This is a genomic window from Mangrovimonas sp. sgz306409 (assembly GCF_059735265.1).
Genome location: NZ_JCAPEU010000004.1, coordinates 329,962 through 353,395, shown reverse-complemented (window position 1 = coordinate 353,395; position 23,434 = coordinate 329,962). Strand labels below are relative to the sequence as shown.

Sequence of the window (23,434 nt, the reverse complement as noted above, 5' to 3'; positions counted from 1 at the left end):
TTATGTCAAAGTTAAAATTAGGAATCAACGGATTCGGGAGAATTGGAAGAATAGTATTTAGAGCTACTATCAACAGACCAGATGTTGAAGTAGTAGCCATCAACGACTTATTGGATGTAGATCACTTGGCGTATTTGTTAAAATATGACTCTGTTCACGGAAAATTTGATGGAACTGTAGAGGTTAAGGATGGACATTTGGTTGTTAACGGTAAAACTGTTAGAATCACTGCCGAAAAAGATGCTAAAGCTCTTAAATGGGACGAAGTAGGCGCAGAGATCGTAGCTGAATGTACAGGAATCTTCACTACTTTGGAAACTGCACAATACCACATTGAGGCTGGTGCTAAAAAGGTAGTTATTTCAGCTCCAAGTAAGGATGCTCCAATGTTTGTAATGGGAGTAAACCATACAGAAGCTAAAGCTTCAGATACTATTGTATCCAATGCATCTTGTACTACAAACTGTTTGGCGCCTGTAGCTAAAGTATTAAACGATAACTTCGGAATTGTTGAAGCTTTAATGACTACAGTTCACGCTACAACTGCTACTCAATTAACAGTAGATGGACCTTCAAGAAAAGATTACAGAGGTGGTAGAAGTGCTTTATTAAACATTATTCCTGCGTCTACAGGTGCTGCTAAAGCGGTAGGTAAAGTAATTCCAGAATTGAATGGAAAACTAACTGGTATGGCATTCCGTGTACCAACTGCTGACGTTTCTGTAGTTGATTTAACAGTGAAGTTGGAAAAAGAAACTTCTTTGGATGAAATCAAGAAAGCATTTAAAGCGGCTTCAGAAGGAGCCATGGAAGGTGTGTTAGGATATACAGATGAGTTAGTAGTATCTCAAGATTTCGTAAGCGATGCACGTACAAGTATCTTTGATGCCGATGCTGCGATCGAATTGAACTCTACGTTCTTTAAAGTTGTGTCTTGGTATGACAACGAGTTTGGTTATTCAAACAAACTGATTGATTTAGCTTTACATGTAAGCAAATTATAATAACACTTTATATACGAATAGAAGACCGCAGCATAAAATTTGGGAAACTAAATGGAATGCTACGGTCTTTTTTTATTTTATTCTTATGATTTTAATAGTTGATAGCGGTTCTACAAAGTGCGATTGGATGCCAGTTGATTTGGAAGGGAACCAACTTTCGGAAAAAATAAGAACCAAAGGTCTCAACCCTGCCATTTTGGAGCGCAATGAGCTTCGAGTAAGGATTTTGGAGAGCGAGGAGCTTATGGCCTATAAAGACAAAGCTACACACTTGTACTTTTATGGTGCGGGTTGTGGGACTGAAAAACCAAAATTGGCGCTTCGCGATGTCTTAAAGGAAATATTTACATCTACACACATCGAGATTGAAGAAGATACCATGGCAGCCGTAAGGTCTACCATCAACCATGATGATGAGGCCGCAGTGGTATGTATTATGGGAACAGGATCCAATTGTAGTTATTACGATGGGAATAGGCTGCACCAAAGGGTAGTATCTCTAGGATATTCATTAATGGATGAAGCCAGTGGAAATTACTACGGAAAGGAGCTTATTAAAGATTATTATTACAAGCATATGCCTTCTTCATTAAGAGTGGCATTTGACCATAAATATAATATGGAAGCAGACCATATTAAATACAATCTTTACAAGCAACCAAACCCTAATGCCTATTTGGCAACCTTTGCAGAGTTCATGATTTTAAACAAGGAATCCGTATATATGCACGATTTAATTGTAAGAGGTTTTAAATCTTTTGCAAAAAATATGATCATGCAGTTTAAGGATGAATTGAAAAGTGTTCCGGTACATTTTGCGGGATCGATATCGTTTTTCACCCAAGAGCACATTAAGGAAGTAGCCGCAGAAATGGGCTTTACCGTTGGCAACTTTGTGAGAAGACCAATTGAAGGATTGGTAGATTATCACGTTAAAGCATTGAAACATGTATAAATCAATATACTTTTATAAAAAAAAGCCTTGAAGATTCTTCAAGGCTTTTTTTATTATCCATTATAAACTTGGTTTTCCTGTTCGGCAACCCTAATGAAAGTGGTGCGCTTGGTTAATTCCTTTAGTCTTTGGGCACCTACATAAGTACAAGTACTGCGCAAGCCTCCCAAAATGTCCTGAAGTGTCGTCTCAACAGGACCTCGATAAGGAACTTCCACGGTTTTACCTTCACTGGCACGATATTCAGCAACACCTCCAACGTGTTTTTCCATGGCAGTTGAAGAGCTCATACCGTAAAATTGTTTGTATTGTTTGCCATCGCGCTCCAAAAGTTGTCCGCCACTTTCATCATGACCAGCAAGCATGCCGCCAAGCATTACAAAATCGGCAGCGGCACCAAAAGCTTTGGCAACATCTCCCGGTGTGGCGCACCCACCATCACTGATAATTTGACCTCCCAAACCATGTGCCGCATCCGCACATTCAATAATGGCCGATAATTGGGGATATCCCACACCTGTTTTCACTCTAGTAGTGCACACACTTCCTGGTCCTATACCTACTTTAATAATGTCGGCACCTGCCAAAAGAAGTTCTTCAACCATTTCACCGGTCACAACATTTCCAGCAATAATAACTTTGTGTGGATAAGCTTCTCTAGTGCGTTTTACAAAATGAACAAAGTGTTCTGAATAACCATTGGCAACATCAATACAAATAAACTTTATTTGGGGATTTTGGCTGAAAATGGCGTGCAAACGCTCGGTGTCTTTTTTGCCTGTACCTGTACTAAGGGCTATGTAATCTTCGATACCACTAGGTGCTGAGTTCAAGAAATTGGTCCATTCTGAAGGGGAGTAGTGTTTGTGAATAGCTGTAAAAAGCTTTTTTTTATGCAACGCCAAGGCCATTTCAAAAGTACCAACGGTATCCATGTTGGCAGCCATAATAGGAACGCCTTTCCAAGAAATTTTACTATTCAAAAAGGTGAATTCTCGCTCCAAGTTCACTTGGGACCTACTTTTAAGGGTGGACCTTTTGGGCCTGATCATAACATCCTTAAAACCGAGTTTTAAATCTTGTTCTATACGCATGGAATGATAATTTGGTTATTCCTAAAAATACGGGTTTGTTTTGTAAACGGTGTATTTTGTAGATATATAGTTGTCAACAATTGAAGATTTATGAGGATGTAATTCAGACGTTTTTTTATAAAATTCCAATAGAAACAAGATATGCAAGTCATTAGGGAATAAATTTCTAAATTGGCCTTAAAATTTAAAAGAAATGAATCCCAAAGTAGAGGCATTTTTAAGCCAATCCTCAAAATGGCAAAAGGAATTTGAAGTTTTAAGGAACATTGTTGCTGAATGTGGCATGACGGAGGAATTAAAATGGGGAAAACCTTGTTATTCCATAAACGGAAAAAATGTAGTCTTGATTCATGGTTTTAAGGACTATTGTGCCCTTTTATTCCATAAAGGGGCTCTGTTAAAAGACCCTGAAGGTATTTTGGTGCAGCAAACCAAAAACGTGCAAGCTGCAAGGCAATTACGTTTTACAAGCCTTCAAGAAATTAGGGACTTGTCGGCTACCATAAAGGCCTATGTTTTTGAAGCTATCGAAGTGGAACGGGCCGGTTTAGAAGTTAAAATGAAACCAACTTCGGAATTTATCATGGTAGAAGAATTTCAAGATGTTTTGGCCTCCAATCCTAGCCTGAAAACTGCTTTTGAAAGCTTGACCCCTGGAAGACAACGTGCATACTTGTTATTCTTTTCCAGTGCTAAACAATCCAAGACTCGAAGCTCTAGAATTGAAAAATGTATTCCAAAAATGTTAGAAGGAAAAGGGTTGAATGATTAAGTGTTTTTCTAACTGACTGATAAAGATCTTCAAACTTCACTTATTTTAATATCTTAGAGGACAAAACAAATAATCAATGAAGAAAATTATTATCTGCTGTGCTGCTTTTCTGGCTCTGCAAGGATGTAAAAAGGAGACGAGTTCCCCTGTGGTAAAAGATGATTCAACCAGTACTGTTTTTTCCAAATTGTTGAAGGATTTTAACCAAGAAAAACTGGTGCTGGATCCAATGTTAGCTACACAGGTGGGAGACAACCGTTACAATGATCAGTTTCCCAATTATCTTTCGGAAGTCTATAAAGCAAAGGAAAAGGCCTTTTATGAAAAATATAAAGCTGTTTTTGGTGATATTGCCGATTCCTTGCTGAGTCCATCAGAGCAAATGAGTAAAGCAGTTTTGTTGTGGGATTGCAATATTAAATTGGAGGCTTTAGGTTTTAAGAAGGATTTAATGCCTATAGACCAAATGTGGTCTTTGAATTTGGATTTCAATCAATTGGCCAGCGGTTCTACGGCGCAACCATTTAAAACTGTTGAAGATTACGAAAACTGGTTAAAGCGCGTGGATGGCTATTTAAATTGGCTTGCGACAGCAAAATCCAACATGCAGCTTGGAATGACGGAAGGTTATGTACTGCCAAAAGCATTGATTGTAAAGGTAATTCCTCAGTTTGAATCCTTGGCAAATGGTCCAGCAGAAGCACATTTGTTCTATGGTCCGATTAACTTGATGCCTGAGGATTTTGATCAAGCTTCGAAAGATCGTCTTGCTTCAGAATATCAGGCAATGATTAATAACAAGGTGATTCCTGCATATAGCGATATGACAACCTTCCTTAAAGACTCCTATTTGTCTGCTGGCCGAGAGAGTAGTGGTATTGCTGCAACACCACTCGACACCGCCTATTACAATCATCAAATAAAGTTTTACACTACTACCAATTTAACCGCTGAGGAAATCCATCAAATTGGTTTAAATGAAGTTGCCCGTATCCGAAAGGAAATGGAAAAAATCAAGGAGCAAGTTGGTTTTAAAGGTGATTTGAATGCGTTTTTTGACTTTGTAAGAACGGATAAGGCTTTAATGCCTTTTACGGAGCGTTCACAGGTGATTGCCTTTTATGACAGTATCCACAATGTGATGAAACCTCAATTGAATAAGTTGTTTGGGAAGCAGCCCCAAACACCATTTGAAGTTAGGCGAACAGAGCCTTTTAGGGAAAAATCGGCGGCTGCTAATTATAGCTCGGGATCTTTGGATGGTACCCGTCCGGGAATTTTTTATACACCTATTCCTAATGTGGAGGAGTACAATATTTTTGATAAGGAGGATTTGTTTTTGCATGAAGCCATTCCTGGTCACCATTTCCAGATTTCCTTGGCACAGGAAAATGAAGAATTGCCTGATTTTAGAAGAACCTTGTGGTATAGTGCTTTTGGAGAAGGTTGGGCGCTTTATGCCGAGTCTATGGGGACGGAGCTAGGCTTGTACAAGGATCCTTATCAATATTTGGGAATGTTGGGAGCTGAAATACATAGAGCCATTCGTTTGGTGGTTGATACTGGGATTCACGCAAAAGGGTGGACTAGGGAAGAAGCCATAGCATATTCCTTGCAGAATGAAGCGAAATCCGAATCTAAGATTATTAGTGAAATAGAACGTTATATGGCTAATCCGGGACAAGCCCTGTCGTATAAAATTGGACAGTTAAAAATCATTGAATTACGTGAAAAGAGCCAAAAGGCTTTGGGCGATAAATTCGATATCAAAGCATTTCATGACCAAGTGTTGGAAACAGGTTGCGTGCCTTTGGAATTATTGGAACAAAAGATCAATGCTTGGATAGCTTCTTATGAATAAGTCAAGTTGCAAAGCTTATATTTACTAGACAAAAAGGCCCAATAATAAATAATTATTGGGCCTTTTTTTATTTTGTATTTTAATCCTTATTTAACTGCAATCATACTGATTTCCACATTGACCGCCTTCGGTAATTTTGCTACTTGAACAGTTTCTCTCGCGGGAGCCGCAGCTTCATCAAAATAAGCACCGTAAACTTCATTTATCTTTGAGAAATTGTCCATATCGCTAATGAAAATGGAAGATTTAATTACATTCTCAAAGCTCATGTCGGCTGCTTCCAAAACGGCCTTAAGGTTTTCCATTACCTGTTTTGTTTCGGTTTGGATATCATCCATCACCAATTCCATAGTATCTGGGTTTAGGGCAATTTGCCCAGAAGTGTAAAGGGTGTTTCCCGTTAACACGGCTTGGTTATAAGGACCAATTGGCGCAGGGGCTTTAGTAGTGTTGATGATTGTTTTCATGATGTTATAGTTGTTGGTCACGTTGTTTACGTTTATCGTATTTAAGATCTTTAAGCAAGCTGGATTTAATCCCGATAAAGAAATTCCATGAGCTACGACTACTGAACGGAATCCAGCTAAAGTTCATTCTCCAGCTTAAAAGGTCGCGTTCAAAACGCAATTGGGTATAAGTGAATCCTTGATTTTTAAAATCATAACCGGAAGAGGCACCAACCGTCCAACGAGGCGACAAATCGATATCTCCCGAGAACATTAAGGAATGAGAAGAGATTTCATTTTGCCTAGCAGAATTGGAATAGTTCACGGCATAGGCCAGACGCAAACTCCAAGGAATTTCATATTTATAGAATTCGGAGTTTTCATCGGCTTTGGATTTACCACTATCATCACTCAAGCGTTTATCGGCAAAGTCCTCATTCTTCCCAAAAAGGTCATCGGCACGCCCACCACTTCTTACATTGTCTTCTATGGCGCGTTTGTCTTCTTCGGTTTCTCCTTTAAATGTATCACTGGAAAGGGTGTAGCTCATGTTAATACTGGCAGAAGTCATACGGAACAAGCTTCCACCATTTTCAATATTGAACTTATCTATTTTACGATTATTGTTGTCTAGAGCATACGGATCTAAGGTCATCCCGAAGTTGATGCTCATCTTGTTGTTTAAAATCTGTGTGCCTCCAGAAACCCTTACAGGGCTCCAGTTCAATGAATCTCCCGCAATGTTGTAGGAAGTAGAGAAGTTCAAGTTGTTCAATAAAACCACTTTTTTAGCTTCGGTAGCTGTAGAGTCTCTATCCTTAACTTTTGCTTCTAAATTGTTGGAAAGTGATATCCCTACAGAGCTTCCATAGGTTTTGTTTGGAGATCCAAAGATAGAACCTTCAAAACGGCTATATTCTACTTCTCTTGTGGTAAGTCCGTCCGCGGAAATCACTTCGTAGGTTTCATAATATTGATCGAAAGCCGGATTGATGTTATAACTTACCGAAGGACGCATAACATGCCTTATCGCTTGAATTTTAGGATCTTTATCTTTCAATTTGAAATCCCACATTCCGTAAATAGTCGTTCCTAAACTAGTCCCGAAGTTGTAGGTTCTAAAGCTGTCAAAACCTTTACGGTCTATGGTAACCACTTCATCTTCAAATTCGTCATAATATTTCTTAATAGTATTAAGGGTCCAGTTTTCTTCAAAATTGGTGCTGGCACTCATACTGAAATATTTAAACAATTTCCAGTTAGTACTTAATGGAATGCTATGTTTCATACCAATTTTGGCATCATCAAACATTTCTGGTTTGAAGAACAATGAATCGGTGGTTTGGATTCTATTTTCCCCCCGTACATTGTATTGAAAATTGATGTTTTGAAATGCTCCCTTTTTGGTGCCTTCCCTTGGTGCAAATGGAAAAACACGTCCAACACTAGCCTGTAAGGTTGGAAGTGTCATATTGATCTGTTCGGTTTGAGTATTTTGAGAATGAGTGGCAGTAAGGCTTAAGTTGGTTTGTGGCTCCCCCTGAAAAGTCTTAGAATAGGAGATCGAGGAAGACATGGTATTATTTAAAAAGTTGGCAGCATTGTATTGGTTAATGGATTGTTGGTAGTAGGTACTACTTCCTAAGTTAACCGAGGCAGAAAAGCGCGAGTTTGGATTGGCTTTGGAATCCTGGCTGTGGGACCACCTAATGTTGTAAATTGTAGATCTGGAATAATCCGGAAAACCACGTTCGCTACTAATTAAATTTTCATATCTAAAACTAAGGTTTCCTCTAAATTTATACCTGAGGGCATAATTGTTTTCTAGACGTAAACCATAGCTCCCATTGGTATAATAATCCCCTAATACGGCCAAATCTGTATAGTCACTAATAGCGAAATAATATCCCCCATTTTGTAAAAAGTACCCCCTGTCGTTTTGTTCTCCAAAGGAAGGAAATATGATTCCTGAGGTTTGAGTTTTGGTCATAGGGAAATACGCAAAAGGCAAACCAATTGGCGTGGGTACGTCATAAATAAACATGTTGGTAAAGCCAGTAACCACTTTTTTATTGGGAACTACCTTTGCTTTACGCATCAAAAAGTAATATTCAGGGTCATCTAGATTTTCTGAAGTGGTAAATTTTCCTCGTTTTATAAAATATACCGAATCGTTTTCTTTTTTGGTAACATCGGCAATGATGGTTCCGCCACTTTGTTCGGTTTTGGAATTGAAAATCAAGGCCTTTTTGGTTTCAGTATTGAAAATAATGGAATCTGGTTCCACTACGTTACTTCCCTGCTTGAATATAGGTGGTTGGGTATAAACACCAGCAGAATCCTTCAATCTTCCCGCGTAAACCAAATTTTTGCTATAATCAATCACGATAATTCCCGACTTGATTTCCATGTCCTGATACAATACTTCAGCCTGGTTGTACAGAGTGATTTTTTGTGTTTTTTGGTTCATGGAAACATAGTCTTGTGCCCGGTACTTTACAATACCCGTTAGGAACTCTTTTTTCTTCGGGATGGAATCGGTACTTATGGATTCTGATTCCTTTATATTTAGGGGTGCTGCCAGAAGGGAATCGGCAACCACATCAAGGGTGTCTCTTTCTACTTTTGGTTTAATGGTTTCGACTGGTTTTGGTAAGTCCTGAGCGAACGCCAAAGTGTTAATAAGCACTGTAAAACTTAGGCTAAAAAGTATTTGAAAGATGTTTGTACGCAACGCTTTTAAATGTATTTTTGTAAAAGTATGGCTCGGTTTTTGAAAAGCCAAAATTACGTATATTTTTTTGGGATTAATTATTATTCAATTAAAATTTAAAAATTAACTCAGCCTCAATTTTTTAGGTAATAAATAAAGATATTCTGTCGTTGAAAACATTTATGAGAACGTACTTATTATCAATAATCGTATTATTTACAATTTCTTTAACATTTGCTGCAACACCAAGAAAGGATCGGAACAAATTTGTGGTGGTCTTGGATGCAGGACATGGTGGGCATGATCCTGGAAATTTGGGAAATGGCTATAAAGAAAAGGATATTGCCTTGAAAATTGTATTGGATTTAGGTGCTGCTTTAGAAAGATTACCCAATGTTAAGGTAATCTATACGCGTAAAACCGATGTGTTCGTAGAATTGCGCGAACGTGCTGCTATAGCGAACAGGGCAGATGCCGATTTGTTTGTGTCGGTTCATTGTAATGCTCACGGTTCTTCGGCCCACGGTACGGAGACATTTGTTCTGGGAGAAGCTAATGATCAGCGAAACTTTGAAATTGCCAAAAAGGAAAATGAGGTAATCTTTTTGGAAAGTAATCACGAGAAGCACTACGCAGGATTCGATCCTAATTCTCCTGAATCCATGATTGGTATTTCTATCATGCAGGAAGAATACACCCATAATAGTATTCTTTTGGCACGAATGATAGAGGATAATTTTTCAAATTCTTTAAAACGTAAAAGCCGCGGTATCAAACAAGCCAGTTTGTGGGTGTTACATAATACCTATATGCCAAGCGTGTTGATTGAGGTAGGTTTCTTGACATATAAGCCAGAAGGACAGTATTTACACTCGGGATCAGGGCAAAGTCAAATGGCGAATTCTATTAAAAATGCGGTAGTGAGTTATAAAAAGTACCTAGAGCAGAATGTAGGTGAAAATATTTTTGATGATGATGAGTTGGCAATGGCCACCGAAACAGAATTGGAAATAGAAACGGAATTACCCAAAGTTTATAAGGATGTTACCTTTAAGGTTCAGATTGCGGCAAGCTCGAAACGATTAAAATTAAAGCCATATAATTTCAACGGATTGGAAGTGTCTTCTATGGAAGAGGCAGGAAATACCTATAAGTATTTTTACGGTGAAACTTCCGATTATAACGAAATTCAAAAGTTCCAAGAGGTGGCCAAACAAAAGGGGTACAGTGGCAGTTTTATTGTAGCCTATAAAAATGGTGTACGCATAGATCTTTCCGAAGCGCTTAAAACTGCTACCAATTAAAAGTATTCTTAATATATTTATCACTAATTTTGTGAGCAACCAAATACAAATTCACATTGAAAATCTCAAGAGAAGTTAAAACCGCAATATTGGTTATCTCAGGAATAGCCTTACTTATTTTCTTATTCAATTATTTAAAGGGTGAGAACCTACTGGATTCTTCACGTACATATTATGCCGTTTACGATAATGTTGAAGGTTTGACGCCATCTGCTCCAGTAACCATTAATGGGCAGATTGTAGGTAAGGTTCAAAATATTAAATTTAAGGAAGACGGTTCAGGGAAATTGGTGGTGAAATTATTAATCACCAATGATTTCGAGTTCTCTAAAAACAGTACGGCTGAACTATACGAAGCTGGATTGATAGGAGGGAAGGCCGTGGCCATTATCCCTGCATTTGATGGTGCCGCTCCAGCGAAAACGGAAACCTTCTTGGAATCGAAGACTAAAGACGGTCTTTCTGAATTGGTAAACCAACGCTTGACACCTTTACAGGAAAAAATTGAAATGGTAATGGTAAGTGCCGATGAAGCCATAAGAAATATCAATTCCATTTTTAGTGCCGAAAACAAGAAGAATTTGAGTGTGGCCTTGGCAGAATTGGATCAAACCATTGTTGCCTATAAAAATACGGCTAACGGTTTGAATAAAATATTGGCGGAAAATCAGGAAAGTTTAAAAAGTACACTTTCCAGCGCCGAAAACACTTTTGGTAACTTCTCCAAAATTTCAGATTCTATTTCACAAGTGGATTTGGCAGGTGCAGCAAGAGATTTACAAAGCTCCATGAACAACCTGAATCAATTGCTTTCAGGAATTGAAAATGGCGATGGTACTATGGGTAAATTCTTGAAGGACGACAAACTTTATGATAACTTGGAAGGGGCTACCAAGCAATTGGAAGAACTTTTACAAGACCTAAAATTAAACCCTAAACGTTATGTGCATTTTTCGATGTTTGGCAAGAAAGCCGATCAATATGATGCCGAAGGTAACCTTATAAAAGATTCCGATTCTGGGGAATAAACGACTACACTTACACAAATGAACTATATTCCAAACATACTTTTTGCCGTGGCTCTGGCACTGGGCATCGGCTATTTTGTTAAAAATGTAAAGAAATTAGTCCGCAACATTAAATTAGGACAAGATGTTGATGTCAGCGATCATAAGGATCAACGTTGGCAAAACATGATCAGGATTGCCTTGGGTCAAGGTAAAATGGTTCGTCGTCCGGTGGCAGGAATTCTTCATATTATCGTATATGTAGGATTCATAATTATCAACATCGAGGTACTTGAAATTATTCTTGATGGTCTAACCGGAAAGCACCGTTTGTTCTCCTTTATGGGAGGTTTTTATGGGTTTTTAATAGGCTCTTTTGAAATTTTGGCCTTTTTGGTGTTTGTTTCAGTAGTCATCTTTTGGATTAGAAGAAACATCATGAAGCTACAAAGATTCTGGAAACCAGAAATGACCAGTTGGCCTAAAAATGATGCGAATTTCATTCTTTACTTTGAAATGGTGTTGATGACCTTGTTTTTGGTTATGAATGCTACCGATACTCATTTTCAGGAGATGCATTCTGGAAATGTGATAAGTCAATTTATTGCCCCATTGTTTTCAGGAGCTTCCGAAGGAACTTTACATGTCATAGAGCGCAGTGCTTGGTGGTTGCATATTTTGGGGATTTTGGTATTCCTTAACTATCTATACTTTTCAAAGCATCTTCATATTCTACTGGCGTTTCCAAACACTTATTTTGGTAAAGTGAAGCCAAAAGGAACATTTAACAATCTTGAGGCTGTAACTGCTGAAGTAAAAATGATGATGGATCCGGATGCCGATCCTTATGCCATGCCAGAAGAAGGTTCAGATGAAGAAGTACCAGTAAAATTTGGAGCTAGCGATGTTCAGGATTTAAGTTGGGTACAGTTGTTAAATGCGTATACCTGTACGGAATGTGGGCGTTGTACCAGTGAATGTCCTGCGAATTTGACAGGGAAGAAATTATCTCCTCGTAAGATCATGATGGATACCCGCGACCGTTTGGAAGAGGTTGGAAAGAATATTGATGCCAATAATGGGGAATTCAAAGATGATGGTAAACAGTTGTTGGGCGATTATATTTCGCATGAAGAAATTTGGGCTTGTACTACATGTAACGCCTGTGTGGAAGCTTGTCCGGTGAGCATAGATCCATTGTCCATTATTATGGAAATGAGACGTTATTTGGTGATGGAGCAGAGTGCTGCGCCAATGGAATTGAATAACATGATGAGTAACATCGAGAACAACGGGGCCCCTTGGCCATATAACCAGATGGATCGTTTAAACTGGGTAGATGAAAACTAGTATGGCATTCCAATATTTAAGGACAGGAATGTATAAACTACAAAACGAAAAATAAGATGGAACAACTTATAGTAAAAACCATGGCCGACTATATGGCCGAAGGCAAAGAACCTGAAATTTTGTTTTGGGTAGGTTCTGCGGGAAGCTATGATGATAGAGCTAAGAAAATAACCAGAGCTTTTGTTAAGTTGTTAAACAAAGCGCAAGTAGAGTTTGCTGTTTTGGGAACAGAAGAGAGTTGTACTGGCGATGTTGCCAAACGTGCAGGTAACGAGTTTCTTTTCCAAATGCAGGCCATGATGAATATAGAATTGTTGAATGGCTATGAGGTGAAACGCATTGTTACGGCTTGCCCGCATTCCTATAATACACTTAAAAACGAATACCCAGCTTTAGGTGGTCAGTATCAAGTGCAGCACCATACAGAATTTATAGAAGAGTTGATGCACAATGGACGTTTGAAAATAGAAAGCAGTTCTACCTTGAACGGAAAACGCATCACGTTTCATGACCCTTGTTATTTAGGGCGTGCCAATGAAGTTTACGAGGCGCCAAGAACCTTGTTGACAGCTTTAGGAGTGGATTTGGTTGAAATGAAGCGCCATAAGCAAACTGCTTTATGTTGTGGAGCTGGTGGAGCACAGATGTTTAAAGAACCAGAAAAAGGAGACAAAGACATTAACGTGTTAAGAACCGAAGATGCTTTGGAAACACAACCTACCATCATTGCAACCGGATGTCCGTATTGTAATACCATGATGACCGACGGGGTGAAAGCTAAAGAGAAGGAAGATTCTATTGAGGTGCTCGATGTTGCTGAGTTGATTGCAAATGCAGAAAACCTTTAAGTATTCGGCGTTAAAAAATCTCATTTTTCAAGGTTGTTTTAAGCACTTTCTTTGATGAAAGATTAGCAAATCTTTTGAAATCATACTGAATCTTTAAATATCAAGCTTTGTTTAATGCAAAGCTTTTATTTTTCAAATAGATTAATGAATTTTACAGCTATAAGGTTTAAAAAACGATAGTATGGCTAATGAGATTTTTCTTTTAAACATTTCAGGACAGGATAAACCAGGTTTAACGTCCAATTTAACGGCGGTATTGGCAGAGTATGATGCGAAGGTACTGGATATTGGTCAGGCCAATATTCATGACACACTTTCGTTGGGGATTTTGTTTGAAATTAAGTCGAAGGCCAAATCAGCTGCGGTATTAAAGGATTTACTTTTTAAAGCTTATGAGCTAGGGATTACGGCAAAATTTACTCCAATCACCTTAGATAACTACGAAAACTGGGTGAATTTACAGGGAAAGGATCGTTATATCGTGACCATTTTAGGTGAAAAATTATCGGCCGAGCAGATTGCTAAGGTTACTGCGGTTATTTCAGAAAAAAATCTCAACATCGATGCGATTAAACGACTTACAGGACGTATTTCTTTATCAAAAGAAGAAGAATATCCTAGAGCCTGTATTGAACTTTCCATTAGAGGGCAGATTGACGATAAATCTGAGTTCACCAAAAAGTTTATGGAAATTTCGCATGATTTAGATGTGGACATTGCCTTTCAGGAAGACAATATTTATAGAAGAAACAGACGTTTGGTTTGTTTTGATATGGATTCTACATTAATACAAACTGAAGTTATTGACGAATTGGCTGAATTGGCAGGTGTTGGCGATCAAGTGAAGGCCATTACAGAATCTGCTATGCAGGGCGAAATAGAATTCAAAGAAAGTTTTACTAAGCGCATGAAACTCCTTGAGGGGTTGAGCGAGGAAGTGCTTCAGTCTGTAGCTGTAAATCTACCGATTACCAAAGGTGCTAGACGATTGATAGACACCTTAAAAAGCTACGGATTTAAAACCGCCATTTTATCTGGAGGCTTCACCTATTTTGGTCACTATTTGCAAAAGGAGTTAGGGATAGACTATGTGTATGCTAACCAATTGGAGATTAAAGATGGAGCTTTAACAGGAGGCTATCTTGGAGAAATTGTGGACGGAGAGAAAAAGGCCGAATACCTCAAAAAAATAGCAGAAGAAGAGGGAATCAATATTAGTCAAACCATTGCTGTGGGTGATGGGGCCAATGATTTACCTATGTTGAATTTGGCAGGTTTGGGAATTGCCTTCCATGCCAAACCAACAGTAAAAAACAATGCCCAAAGTTCCATATCAAGTATTGGTCTGGATGGTGTTCTGTATTTATTGGGTTACCACGACAGACATATAGATTTGGTGAGCTAGTTTTTTTATTAAATCCATTTTATACAGTGGCCTTCCATTTACTTGGTAAATTACATTCTGCAATCTATTTTAGAAATAAAATTCAACAATAATTATGAAACGAGAATTACTGCCTTTAAGAAAGATTTTGTCAATTGTTTTTTTAGGAGGATTATTTATAGCGGGATCTACAGCTTTATATTGTTTTTATATTGATGAACCTATATCCTTGGGCCATTTTATCTTCTTATTCTTAGGAAATGCTTTATGGATGTCTTTGGCGTTTCGGTATCAATACACCAAAAATTAAGAGACTGAATAATGACATTTTAATATTTAAATTTCACTAGGTGTTTTTAAACAATCAAATTTCTCTGGAAAATCTTCCTAAAATAGAAAATCTTGAACTTTCTAATATTGCTTCTAAGTATAAAATCATCTTGTTTTTAAATTGGAGTTTAATTTTTTTAGGATTTATTACAATCTTTTTAATTCTTAACACTTTTGTAGTGGACGAAAAGCTTCCTCAAGCCATGTTTTTTGGTATCCTGGTAATTTGGATTTTAGGTTTTGTGTTGAGTTTGGCCTTTGCAAGTATGTCTTTTAAAAAACGGAAATATGCGTTAAGGGACAAGGACATAACGTATTCTAAAGGTGTTTTTGTGCATTCGGTGACAACACTTCCTTTTAACAGAATTCAACATGTTGAAATTTCCAGAACGTTTTTGGCTAGAAAATTCGGTTTGGCTACGCTACACTTGTATTCTGCAGGACAAAGTGGTAGCGATTTGTCTATTAAAGGCTTACCGCTGGAAGTAGCTCAGTCGCTTAAAACCTTTTTAACCAACAAACTGAATGAGCAGTCCTAATTTTAGTATTCCTACAAGGCAGTCGGCAAAAGGGATTATAGTGTTGTTTGGTTTCCGGGTCTACAAATTGGTTAGACAGCAAATGGCTATAATATTTGTGTCCCTTTTTCTATTTATACGAAAGGCAGATTCCGAAAAGGTTCTTTGGCTGGGTTTTGGTATTCTTATGCTACTTCTGTTAGTCTTGGTCATTTCAATTTTAAAGTATTACAATTTTAAATTCCATTTAGTCAACGATCATCTTGTTCTTCAGCAAGGCATTTTAAAGAAGGAGGAAACCTCTATATCAAAGTCTAAAATTCAAAATGTCTACATCAAGCAAAACCTCTTACAGCAAATTATTGATGTGGTATCGTTATCGGTAGAAAGTGCAGGAGACAAAAAAACTGAAATTGAAATAAAAGCTTTGGATAAGCCTACAGCGCAAGCCTTAAAGACGTTGTTGATTTCTAATAACACACAAGTCTCAAACAATAATGAATCGCGAGAGACTATGGAGGTTTTAAGAGACGATAAAACCATTTTTCAGGTATCAATGAAGCGTTTGTTTCTTGAAGGTGTTTCTGAGAATCATTTAAAAAGTATGGTATTTATTTTCGCTTTCTTTTTGGGGCTTTATGGAAACTTTAAAGATGTGTTGGGAGATGTTGATTTGGAAGCTTATGAAGAATCTTATTATCAGTTTGGAGAAAGTCAAATGCTTCAATTCTTAATTTTAAATGTTGTTTTGGCAGTTCTTTTACTGTTGTTAGCATTTGTGATTTCCTTAGTTAAAACAGTACTAATCAATTTTGATCTTAAGGTTATAGAAAACGACAAAGGTTTGGAGATTTCCAAGGGATTATTGAACAAGGTTTCGTTAGGCTTAGTGACTAGTAGAATTCAAACAATCACCATATCTACCAACCGATTCAAAAAAGCTTTGGGGCTCTATCAAATGTTCTTCACTCAAGCGATGGTAAATGCAAAGCAGTTGAAGAATTTCTCCATTATAGGTTTGTCAAAATCAGAGTCTACCAATCTGGTTGAGAAATTTTATAGTGATATTCTTAATGGAGTAGTGAAGCATAAACCAGAACCGTATTTTAAAAGGGTGAAAGCTTTACAATTATTGGTATTCATCTTGGTCATAAACTGTTTTATTGTTTATAACACTTATTATATGTATTTACTTTGGAATATTCCATTGTTGGTTTTTGCATTAATGGTTGTAAGTCAAAGCTATAAAAAGGCTTATTATAGTATTGATGATAATTATGTGGTTATTGGAAGTGGCGGATTAATAGACATCAATACCGATTTGTCTGAAATTCATAAACTACAAGGTGTGAAGTTGAAACAAAGTATTTTTCAAAAATACAGAGGAATAGCTTCGGTGAAAATTTATACAGCTTCAAAAGCTTTGACCATTCCATTTATAAAGGAAAATGAGGCTAGGCAAATTGTCGATTTTCTATTGTTTAAAGTGGAATCTGAAGATAGACATTGGATGTAAAGTTGTACTTTTGTGTGCATAAAAACAAAGAGCTATGTTAGTTGATTTCGATACATTACCAGAAGAATCTAGAGTTTGGATCTACCAGGCCAATAGAACTTTTACAGATACAGAAATTCAGGAATTGGAAACTAAATTAGATGAATTTATCCATAATTGGACAGCACATGGAAGTGATTTGCATGCAGGTTACAAAATTGTGTATAAGCGCTTTATTGTAATAGCTTTAAACCAAAGTTTAAACAAAGCTACAGGGTGTTCCATTGATGCTTCGGTGAATTTTATTCAACAATTGGAAAAGGAGTATAATGTGGATTTGTTGGACAAAATGAACGTGTCCTATAAACAGGGAGAGTTTATCGCGTACAAAAGTTTGATTGATTTTAAAAAGATGGCGAAGGATAAGGCGGTATCCCAAAATACTATCGTCTTCAATAATTTGGTGACTAATATTGCCGAGTTTAATGAGAACTGGGAAGTTCCTGCCAAGGATAGTTGGCATTCAAGATTTTTATGATATATTTAAGTTCTTTAAAACAAACCAACATGAAGAACTTAACCCAACTAGTATTTTTATTTTTTACACTTTTTACTTTTTCCAAAGGTTTTGCACAAGCTAATTTTATAGATTTTCCATTTGCCCGCATTTATTTGCACAAAAAAGAATTTGTGTCGGCTGAAATTACTTTTAATGATGGCACAATTAAAAATGTCTTGATTGAAAATCTATTTGATCCTATGAGGTATTCTTTCCAGGGATTTAATTCGGATATGATGGATGTTGAAAATACAACACTTGCCAGAAAAAAAGTAAAGATTAAAGACTCGGATATTGAAAAGGCCTATGACATTGAAACCAATACCATAAAGGAATTGGTAATTTTTAATGGAGACTCGGCACCTGCCCGTTTTGAGCGTTTGAAAATAAAGGATATAAATAATAAACTGGACGCTGTTTACAAGGATCGAGAGATTCTGGCTCCAGTATTGCGCAAAGGTAAACTTAACTTATATGCGTTACCGATAAAGTTTGAAGGCAGTGGTTCTAGCCCGAAGCAACTTTCTGCATTTCCTGTAGTATATGTTAAGAATTCAGATGACGAATATGCTTATAAACCAATAGATATAAGTCTTAAAACGATTTTTTCTATTGGAAAATTGGATGACAAATTTATACGAGCTTTTGAATTGGCAGGTAGTGAATGTCCCGAATTTATAGAATACTTACAAGAAGAAAAGGAAGCTATGAATTCAAGAAGTTTTAGGGAAAATGGAAAAGTAAAATTTGAAGATCACGTAGAAAGTAAAAAAGCTCAAGGTAAAAAACTATCCAAATCAGAACGCGAAGATTTATATTTCGAAATGGATTTGGAATATTCTCTTGAAATGTATAGGTCTATTTTTGATAAATATGAAGAGCTTTGTGAGTAGTTGTTAGTAGCTTCTTTATAAAACTGTCTTAAAGTTTTTTACACTTCCTTGTAAAAGTATTATTTTGGCTAATAATTAATTCTTTGGCCTAAATACCTTTATGAAATACATATATTCCCTAACTTCTATCATACTTTTATCCTGTTTTTACTACGCTTGGGCACAATCAAGTCCAATGCAAACCAATACTCCAATTAATCCCTTATTAGCTGAAAATCCTGTGGCCCAACAAAAATGGGTGGACAGTATTTACAACGACATGACCTTGGAGGAAAAGCTTGGGCAATTGTTTATGGTGCAGGTGTTTTCAAGTCAAGATGCAAAGACAAGGGAAAAGATTGAAAACTTAATTACAGAACATCATATTGGTGGGATCATTTATTCCAAAGGAGGTCCTGTAAGGCAGGCTAAACTCAACAATGAGCTACAAGCCCTGTCAAAAGTTCCAATGCTTATTGGTATGGATGCGGAGTGGGGTTTGAGCATGCGTTTGGATTCCACTTATGCCTTTCCTTGGAATATGACTTTGGGAGCTATTAAGGATAATGCCTTGGTTCAACAAACCGGGTATCAGGTAGGGGAGCACTGTAAGCGTTTGGGCGTACACTTCAATTTTGCACCTGTTGTAGATATCAATACCAATCCGGCCAATCCCATTATTGGAAATCGTTCATTTGGAGAAGATCGCGATAATGTAACGGTCAAGGCCTTGGCATTTATGAGGGGAATGCAGAGCGCTGGTGTTTTGGCCAATGCTAAACACTTCCCAGGTCATGGGGATACCGAAGGGGATTCGCATAAAACATTGCCTACTATTGGGTTTGATGAAAGACGTATTGATTCTATAGAGCTTTACCCTTATAAAAGGTTGATTAAGGAAGGTTTGTCCAGTGTGATGGTGGCACATTTAAATGTTCCTAGTTTAGAACCTAGGCAAGGCTATCCATCTTCTTTGTCAGAGAGAATTGTTACCGATATTTTACGTGAACGTCTTCAATTTCAAGGCTTGATTTTTACAGATGCTTTGGAAATGAAAGGAGTGTCTAATTACAGCGAATCTGGCGATGTGGACCTAACGGCTTTTTTAGCAGGAAATGATGTGTTGTTGATGTCTGAAGATGTGCCTGCAGGGGTATCCAAATTGGGAGAAGCCTATGCCAAAGGAGTGATTTCTGAAGAGCGTTTGTCACATTCGGTAAAGAAAATTTTAATGGCCAAATACAAAGTCGGGTTGGACCAGTATGTGCCAATTGAGACCGAACATTTGGAGGAAGACCTTAACAGACTTAAGGACGATTTACTATATAGTCAATTGATGGAATCTGCTATTACTGTTGTGCGTAACAAGCAGCAGGTATTACCTATTAGACATTTGGACACTAAAAAGATTGCCTATGTAAAATTTGGAGATGATGATGGATCGGTGTTTTTAAATGAGCTTCAAAAATATACTAAAGTGCACGAAGTAAGTGCAGATAAATTAGATGAACTTCTTACCAAACTTCAAAATTACAATACCGTTATCATTGGTCTTCATAAATCGAATGCATCTCCTTGGAAACCGTACCAGTTTACCAATCAAGAATTGGTTTGGTTATATGAAATAGCCAGGACCAATAACGTGATTTTGGATGTGTTTGCACGTCCGTATGCCTTAATGGATCTGCAATCTATTGAAAACATTGAGAGTATTGTGGTTAGTTACCAAAACAGTAAGATTGCTCAGGAAAAATCGGCGCAAATCCTATTTGGAGCTTTGCCTGCAAAAGGACATTTGCCGGTATCGGCAGGTGAGTATTTTAAGGTTGGTGATGGGGTGGAATATACCGATATAGAGTTGTTGGGCTATGGTCTGCCAGAAAGTGTAGGGATGAGTTCAGAAAAATTAAAGAAACTGGATTCTGTGGCTAATTATGCCGTTTACAACGAAATGACTCCAGGAATTCAATTGTTGGTTGCCAGAAAAGGAAAGGTGATTTACAATAAAAATTTCGGGAAACACACTTACGAAGGAGATGAAGTGGTGAAATCCAATGATATCTACGATTTGGCATCGCTTACAAAAATTTTAGCAACGCTACCTTTGGTGATGGAATTGGAAGAGCGTGGTGAGATTAGTTTGAACACTAAATTGTCTAAAATTCTTCCAGAGTTTAAAGAGTCCAATAAAAGGAACATTACTATTAAGGAAATGCTCTCGCATTGTGCTCGTTTAACGCCTTGGATTCCTTTTTATACGGCTACTTTGGATTCCTTGAAAAAGCCAAGTCCAGAGTATTACAGACGAAAACCGAGCCCAAAGTTCAATATTAAGGTCGCGGAAGAAGTCTATCTAAGGTATGATTATCCAGACACCATGCAAAAAATAATTTTGGAAAGTGAACTGCTTTCCAAACCGGGTTACCGTTATAGTGATATGCCCTATTATATTTTAAAGAAATATATTGAAAAGTTTTACGACCAACCTTTGGATGAATTGGTTCAGGAACATTTTTATAAAGCTTTGGGAGCAAACCATACCACATACAACCCATCCAAATTGTTCAGTAATTCACAAATAGTGCCAACTGAAGTGGATGATTATTACCGCTATCAAACCATTCAAGGCTATGTGCACGATATGGGGGCAGCCATGGAAAATGGGGTGGGTGGCCATGCTGGGGTATTCAGTAATGCCAATGATGTGGCCAAGATTATGCAAATGTATCTGCAAAAAGGATTTTATGGTGGTAGGCGCTATCTAAAACCTGAAACTATTGAGAAATTCAACACCTGTTACTATTGCGATGCCGATAACAGACGCGGGGTTGGATTCGATAAGCCACAATTGGGAGATAGTGGTCCTACCTGTGGTTGTTTGTCCATGACAAGCTTTGGGCATTCAGGTTTTACGGGAACTTATGCCTGGGCCGACCCAGAAGAAGAAATAGTATATGTATTTTTGGCAAATAGAACGTACCCAACGGCAGGAAAGAATCTATTGCTGAGGGAAAATATTCGAACTGAAATACAACGCCTCATTTACGAGGCCATTGAAGATTAAATCATGAAAATAGGTATAGTATGTTATCCTACTTTTGGAGGAAGTGGGGTTGTAGCTACCGAATTAGGTATAGAATTGTCCAAACGTGGGCACGAAGTTCATTTTATTACGTATAAACAGCCTGTAAGGTTAGAGCTTTTGGGAAGCCATGTGCATTTTCACGAGGTGAATGTGCCTGAATATCCGTTATTCCATTATCAACCATATGAGTTGGCACTTTCCAGCAAATTGGTAGATATGGTGAAATTACATGGCATTGAAATTTTGCATGTGCACTATGCCATTCCACATGCCTATGCAGCCTATATGGCCAAGAAAATGTTGATTGAGGAGGGCATTTATGTACCTATAGTAACGACTCTCCATGGAACCGATATTACCTTGGTAGGAAGTCATCCCTTTTATAAGCCAGCGGTTACTTTTAGCATCAATAAATCCGATGCGGTGACTTCTGTTTCTGAAGATTTAAAGCAGGACACACTTCGTTTGTTCGATATCAAAAAGGATATTGATGTGGTGACCAATTTTATTGATATGGATAAACATAGAACCAATTTTACCAATTGTCAACGTAGTATGATGGCCAATGAAGAGGAACGCATCATAACCCATATCAGTAACTTTAGAAAGGTGAAGCGTATTACAGATGTAGTGAAGATTTTCTATAATATTCAAAAGGAAATTCCAGCCAAATTGATGATGGTAGGAGAAGGACCGGAAAAAGAACCTGCAGAAAGGTTGTGTGAAGAATTTGGCATTCAGGAGAAAGTGGTATTCTTTGGAAATAGTAATGAAATAGATAGGATTCTATGTTTTTCAGATTTGTTCCTATTGCCCTCGGAAACTGAAAGTTTTGGTTTAGCTGCTCTAGAGGCCATGGCTTCTAGTGTACCTGTTATATCCAGTAATTCCGGAGGAATTCCAGAAGTGAACATCAACGGTGTCTCTGGATTTTTAAGTCCTGTGGGGGATGTTGAGGGCATGAGTAAAAATGCTTTGACGATTTTAAGAGATCCGTCAACGCTTAAGCTCTTTAAAAAACAAGCTAAAGCGCAAGCAGCAAATTTTGACATTCACGAAATAGTGCCGCAGTATGAGGCCATTTATGAAAGAACTTTAAAAAACAGCGTAGTCATTTAAAGTGATTTACTTCTGTTCTGTAATAAAAAACCACCCGTAAAAGGTGGCTTTTTTATTATAAAAATGTTGTTTGCTCTAGAATTGGTATCTCACCCCAAAGGCCAGATCAAAGTCTAAATCATTATTGTCGTGGTCTCCATTTCCAAAGCCCCATTCAGGTCTAAGGTCCAAAGAAAGCAATAATGGGAAATCGAAACTGTACTCAATTCCCACATCTCCACCAATAAAGATAAAGGTGTCATGCTCATCATGGTGCCATTTGTCATTGTGGTAATAGTCATCGTAAGAATAGGATGCTAATCCTCCTCCGGGTCCTGCATACCAATTAAAGCCGCCATCAATGTTCCAAACCCATTGGTAGATTCCAGTTAATTTAACTCCGTCATGGTGGTTACCATCACGCCAACCAAAGTCAATTTCCAAACGATTGTCCAAGCCAAGAGCTCTTTGGTAAGAGATTTCAGCACCAATCCCGTCGCTATCACCTAAGCGTAGACCAATGGCGTTTGGAGAAATCATCTGCGCTTGGGAAGCAAACGAAAAACCAATACAGGCTAATGCTATTAAAAACAATTTTTTCATAAGTAATTTAAGTTTAAGATTTGTTAAATCGAAATTACAACTTTTGGAATTGGCTTGGTAAAGAATAACGTTGAAAATATGTTAAAATTGGATTTCTTATTCTAATTTAGTCGAAATTCTAAAGACATAAATCACT

Annotated in this window: 20 protein-coding genes; 16 read left to right on the top strand and 4 right to left on the bottom strand. The window is 37.6% G+C overall.

The window, feature by feature from the left end; translation table 11 throughout:
* The first annotated feature begins 2 nt into the window (after positions 1-2).
* Together gap and AC6I5C_RS09465 are read left to right on the top strand one after the other, a co-directional pair.
* On the top strand, positions 3-1,004 hold the full coding sequence (gap, locus tag AC6I5C_RS09470) for a type I glyceraldehyde-3-phosphate dehydrogenase (protein ID WP_053977778.1): 1,002 nt from the start codon (positions 3-5) through the stop codon (positions 1,002-1,004).
* An 85-nt stretch (positions 1,005-1,089) separates the two neighbouring features.
* Positions 1,090-1,959: an N-acetylglucosamine kinase gene (locus tag AC6I5C_RS09465; protein ID WP_497904945.1), complete on the top strand. Its 870-nt coding sequence runs from the start codon at positions 1,090-1,092 to the stop codon at positions 1,957-1,959.
* Between the two features lie 53 nt (positions 1,960-2,012).
* Here AC6I5C_RS09465 and AC6I5C_RS09460 read toward each other — a convergent pair whose 3' ends face one another.
* On the bottom strand, positions 2,013-3,053 hold the full coding sequence (locus AC6I5C_RS09460; RefSeq protein WP_497904944.1) for a GMP reductase: 1,041 nt from the start codon (positions 3,051-3,053) through the stop codon (positions 2,013-2,015).
* Positions 3,054-3,246: 193 nt separating this feature from the next.
* Here AC6I5C_RS09460 and AC6I5C_RS09455 point away from each other — a divergent pair, with 193 nt between their 5' ends.
* Both AC6I5C_RS09455 and AC6I5C_RS09450 read left to right on the top strand, forming a co-directional pair.
* Positions 3,247-3,825 carry a YdeI/OmpD-associated family protein gene (locus AC6I5C_RS09455; protein WP_497904943.1) on the top strand — a complete coding sequence of 193 codons (579 nt, stop codon included), beginning with the start codon at positions 3,247-3,249 and terminating at the stop codon, positions 3,823-3,825.
* Between the two features lie 76 nt (positions 3,826-3,901).
* Entirely contained in the window at positions 3,902-5,686 is a 1,785-nt protein-coding gene (locus AC6I5C_RS09450; protein WP_497904942.1) for a DUF885 domain-containing protein, read from the top strand.
* 86 nt (positions 5,687-5,772) lie between these two features.
* Here AC6I5C_RS09450 and AC6I5C_RS09445 read toward each other — a convergent pair whose 3' ends face one another.
* Both AC6I5C_RS09445 and AC6I5C_RS09440 read right to left on the bottom strand, forming a co-directional pair.
* The gene (locus AC6I5C_RS09445) at positions 5,773-6,153 is read right to left on the bottom strand and encodes a RidA family protein (protein ID WP_497904941.1); all 381 of its coding nucleotides are present in this window, start codon (positions 6,151-6,153) and stop codon (positions 5,773-5,775) included.
* Between the two features lie 4 nt (positions 6,154-6,157).
* The gene (locus AC6I5C_RS09440; protein ID WP_497904940.1) at positions 6,158-8,917 is read right to left on the bottom strand and encodes a putative LPS assembly protein LptD; all 2,760 of its coding nucleotides are present in this window, start codon (positions 8,915-8,917) and stop codon (positions 6,158-6,160) included.
* Positions 8,918-9,027: 110 nt separating this feature from the next.
* On the opposite strand from AC6I5C_RS09440, the gene AC6I5C_RS09435 reads away from it, so the two are divergent.
* The 12 genes from AC6I5C_RS09435 (at position 9,028) to bshA (ending at position 22,716) form a co-directional block, all read left to right on the top strand.
* Complete coding sequence (locus AC6I5C_RS09435; RefSeq protein WP_497904939.1) at positions 9,028-10,149, top strand: N-acetylmuramoyl-L-alanine amidase family protein; 1,122 nt, start codon at positions 9,028-9,030, stop codon at positions 10,147-10,149.
* A gap of 56 nt (positions 10,150-10,205) precedes the next feature.
* On the top strand, positions 10,206-11,177 hold the full coding sequence (locus AC6I5C_RS09430; RefSeq protein ID WP_497904938.1) for an MlaD family protein: 972 nt from the start codon (positions 10,206-10,208) through the stop codon (positions 11,175-11,177).
* An 18-nt stretch (positions 11,178-11,195) separates the two neighbouring features.
* The gene (locus tag AC6I5C_RS09425) at positions 11,196-12,506 is read left to right on the top strand and encodes a 4Fe-4S dicluster domain-containing protein (RefSeq protein ID WP_497904937.1); all 1,311 of its coding nucleotides are present in this window, start codon (positions 11,196-11,198) and stop codon (positions 12,504-12,506) included.
* Between the two features lie 56 nt (positions 12,507-12,562).
* Positions 12,563-13,354: a (Fe-S)-binding protein gene (locus tag AC6I5C_RS09420; RefSeq protein WP_497904936.1), complete on the top strand. Its 792-nt coding sequence runs from the start codon at positions 12,563-12,565 to the stop codon at positions 13,352-13,354.
* Between the two features lie 181 nt (positions 13,355-13,535).
* The gene (gene serB / locus AC6I5C_RS09415; protein ID WP_497904935.1) at positions 13,536-14,759 is read left to right on the top strand and encodes a phosphoserine phosphatase SerB; all 1,224 of its coding nucleotides are present in this window, start codon (positions 13,536-13,538) and stop codon (positions 14,757-14,759) included.
* A gap of 94 nt (positions 14,760-14,853) precedes the next feature.
* Positions 14,854-15,048, top strand: coding sequence for a hypothetical protein (locus AC6I5C_RS09410; RefSeq protein WP_497904934.1), 195 nt, complete (start codon positions 14,854-14,856; stop codon positions 15,046-15,048).
* 40 nt (positions 15,049-15,088) lie between these two features.
* A complete protein-coding gene (locus AC6I5C_RS09405; protein WP_497904933.1) occupies positions 15,089-15,607 on the top strand; it encodes a PH domain-containing protein in 519 nt (172 codons plus the stop codon).
* Positions 15,594-17,102: a PH domain-containing protein gene (locus tag AC6I5C_RS09400; RefSeq protein WP_497904932.1), complete on the top strand. Its 1,509-nt coding sequence runs from the start codon at positions 15,594-15,596 to the stop codon at positions 17,100-17,102. Before AC6I5C_RS09405 ends, AC6I5C_RS09400 begins: the two co-directional genes overlap by 14 nt.
* A 34-nt stretch (positions 17,103-17,136) precedes the next feature.
* A complete protein-coding gene (locus AC6I5C_RS09395) occupies positions 17,137-17,619 on the top strand; it encodes an ABC transporter ATPase (RefSeq protein WP_497904931.1) in 483 nt (160 codons plus the stop codon).
* Positions 17,620-17,648: 29 nt separating this feature from the next.
* Positions 17,649-18,533, top strand: coding sequence for a hypothetical protein (locus AC6I5C_RS09390; RefSeq protein ID WP_497904930.1), 885 nt, complete (start codon positions 17,649-17,651; stop codon positions 18,531-18,533).
* Positions 18,534-18,633: 100 nt separating this feature from the next.
* Positions 18,634-21,576 (top strand): serine hydrolase domain-containing protein, encoded by a 2,943-nt coding sequence (locus AC6I5C_RS09385; protein WP_497904929.1) that lies wholly within the window; start codon positions 18,634-18,636, stop codon positions 21,574-21,576.
* A 3-nt stretch (positions 21,577-21,579) separates the two neighbouring features.
* On the top strand, positions 21,580-22,716 hold the full coding sequence (gene bshA / locus AC6I5C_RS09380; RefSeq protein ID WP_497904928.1) for an N-acetyl-alpha-D-glucosaminyl L-malate synthase BshA: 1,137 nt from the start codon (positions 21,580-21,582) through the stop codon (positions 22,714-22,716).
* A 75-nt stretch (positions 22,717-22,791) separates the two neighbouring features.
* Here bshA and AC6I5C_RS09375 read toward each other — a convergent pair whose 3' ends face one another.
* Positions 22,792-23,298: a hypothetical protein gene (locus AC6I5C_RS09375; RefSeq protein WP_053977791.1), complete on the bottom strand. Its 507-nt coding sequence runs from the start codon at positions 23,296-23,298 to the stop codon at positions 22,792-22,794.
* Positions 23,299-23,434 lie beyond the last annotated feature (136 nt).

Bases quoted from the DNA above. Each gene is read 5' to 3' on its own strand.
- AC6I5C_RS09400 (WP_497904932.1), top strand. From the start codon at position 15,594: ATGAGCAGTCCTAATTTTAGTATTCCTACAAGGCAGTCGGCAAAAGGG.
- AC6I5C_RS09375 (WP_053977791.1), bottom strand. From the start codon at position 23,298: ATGAAAAAATTGTTTTTAATAGCATTAGCCTGTATTGGTTTTTCGTTT.
- serB (WP_497904935.1), top strand. From the start codon at position 13,536: ATGGCTAATGAGATTTTTCTTTTAAACATTTCAGGACAGGATAAACCA.
- gap (WP_053977778.1), top strand. From the start codon at position 3: ATGTCAAAGTTAAAATTAGGAATCAACGGATTCGGGAGAATTGGAAGA.
- AC6I5C_RS09425 (WP_497904937.1), top strand. From the start codon at position 11,196: ATGAACTATATTCCAAACATACTTTTTGCCGTGGCTCTGGCACTGGGC.
- AC6I5C_RS09385 (WP_497904929.1), top strand. From the start codon at position 18,634: ATGAAATACATATATTCCCTAACTTCTATCATACTTTTATCCTGTTTT.
- AC6I5C_RS09460 (WP_497904944.1), bottom strand. From the start codon at position 3,053: ATGCGTATAGAACAAGATTTAAAACTCGGTTTTAAGGATGTTATGATC.
- AC6I5C_RS09450 (WP_497904942.1), top strand. From the start codon at position 3,902: ATGAAGAAAATTATTATCTGCTGTGCTGCTTTTCTGGCTCTGCAAGGA.
- bshA (WP_497904928.1), top strand. From the start codon at position 21,580: ATGAAAATAGGTATAGTATGTTATCCTACTTTTGGAGGAAGTGGGGTT.
- AC6I5C_RS09420 (WP_497904936.1), top strand. From the start codon at position 12,563: ATGGAACAACTTATAGTAAAAACCATGGCCGACTATATGGCCGAAGGC.
- AC6I5C_RS09455 (WP_497904943.1), top strand. From the start codon at position 3,247: ATGAATCCCAAAGTAGAGGCATTTTTAAGCCAATCCTCAAAATGGCAA.
- AC6I5C_RS09410 (WP_497904934.1), top strand. From the start codon at position 14,854: ATGAAACGAGAATTACTGCCTTTAAGAAAGATTTTGTCAATTGTTTTT.
- AC6I5C_RS09445 (WP_497904941.1), bottom strand. From the start codon at position 6,153: ATGAAAACAATCATCAACACTACTAAAGCCCCTGCGCCAATTGGTCCT.
- AC6I5C_RS09435 (WP_497904939.1), top strand. From the start codon at position 9,028: ATGAGAACGTACTTATTATCAATAATCGTATTATTTACAATTTCTTTA.
- AC6I5C_RS09465 (WP_497904945.1), top strand. From the start codon at position 1,090: ATGATTTTAATAGTTGATAGCGGTTCTACAAAGTGCGATTGGATGCCA.
- AC6I5C_RS09395 (WP_497904931.1), top strand. From the start codon at position 17,137: ATGTTAGTTGATTTCGATACATTACCAGAAGAATCTAGAGTTTGGATC.
- AC6I5C_RS09390 (WP_497904930.1), top strand. From the start codon at position 17,649: ATGAAGAACTTAACCCAACTAGTATTTTTATTTTTTACACTTTTTACT.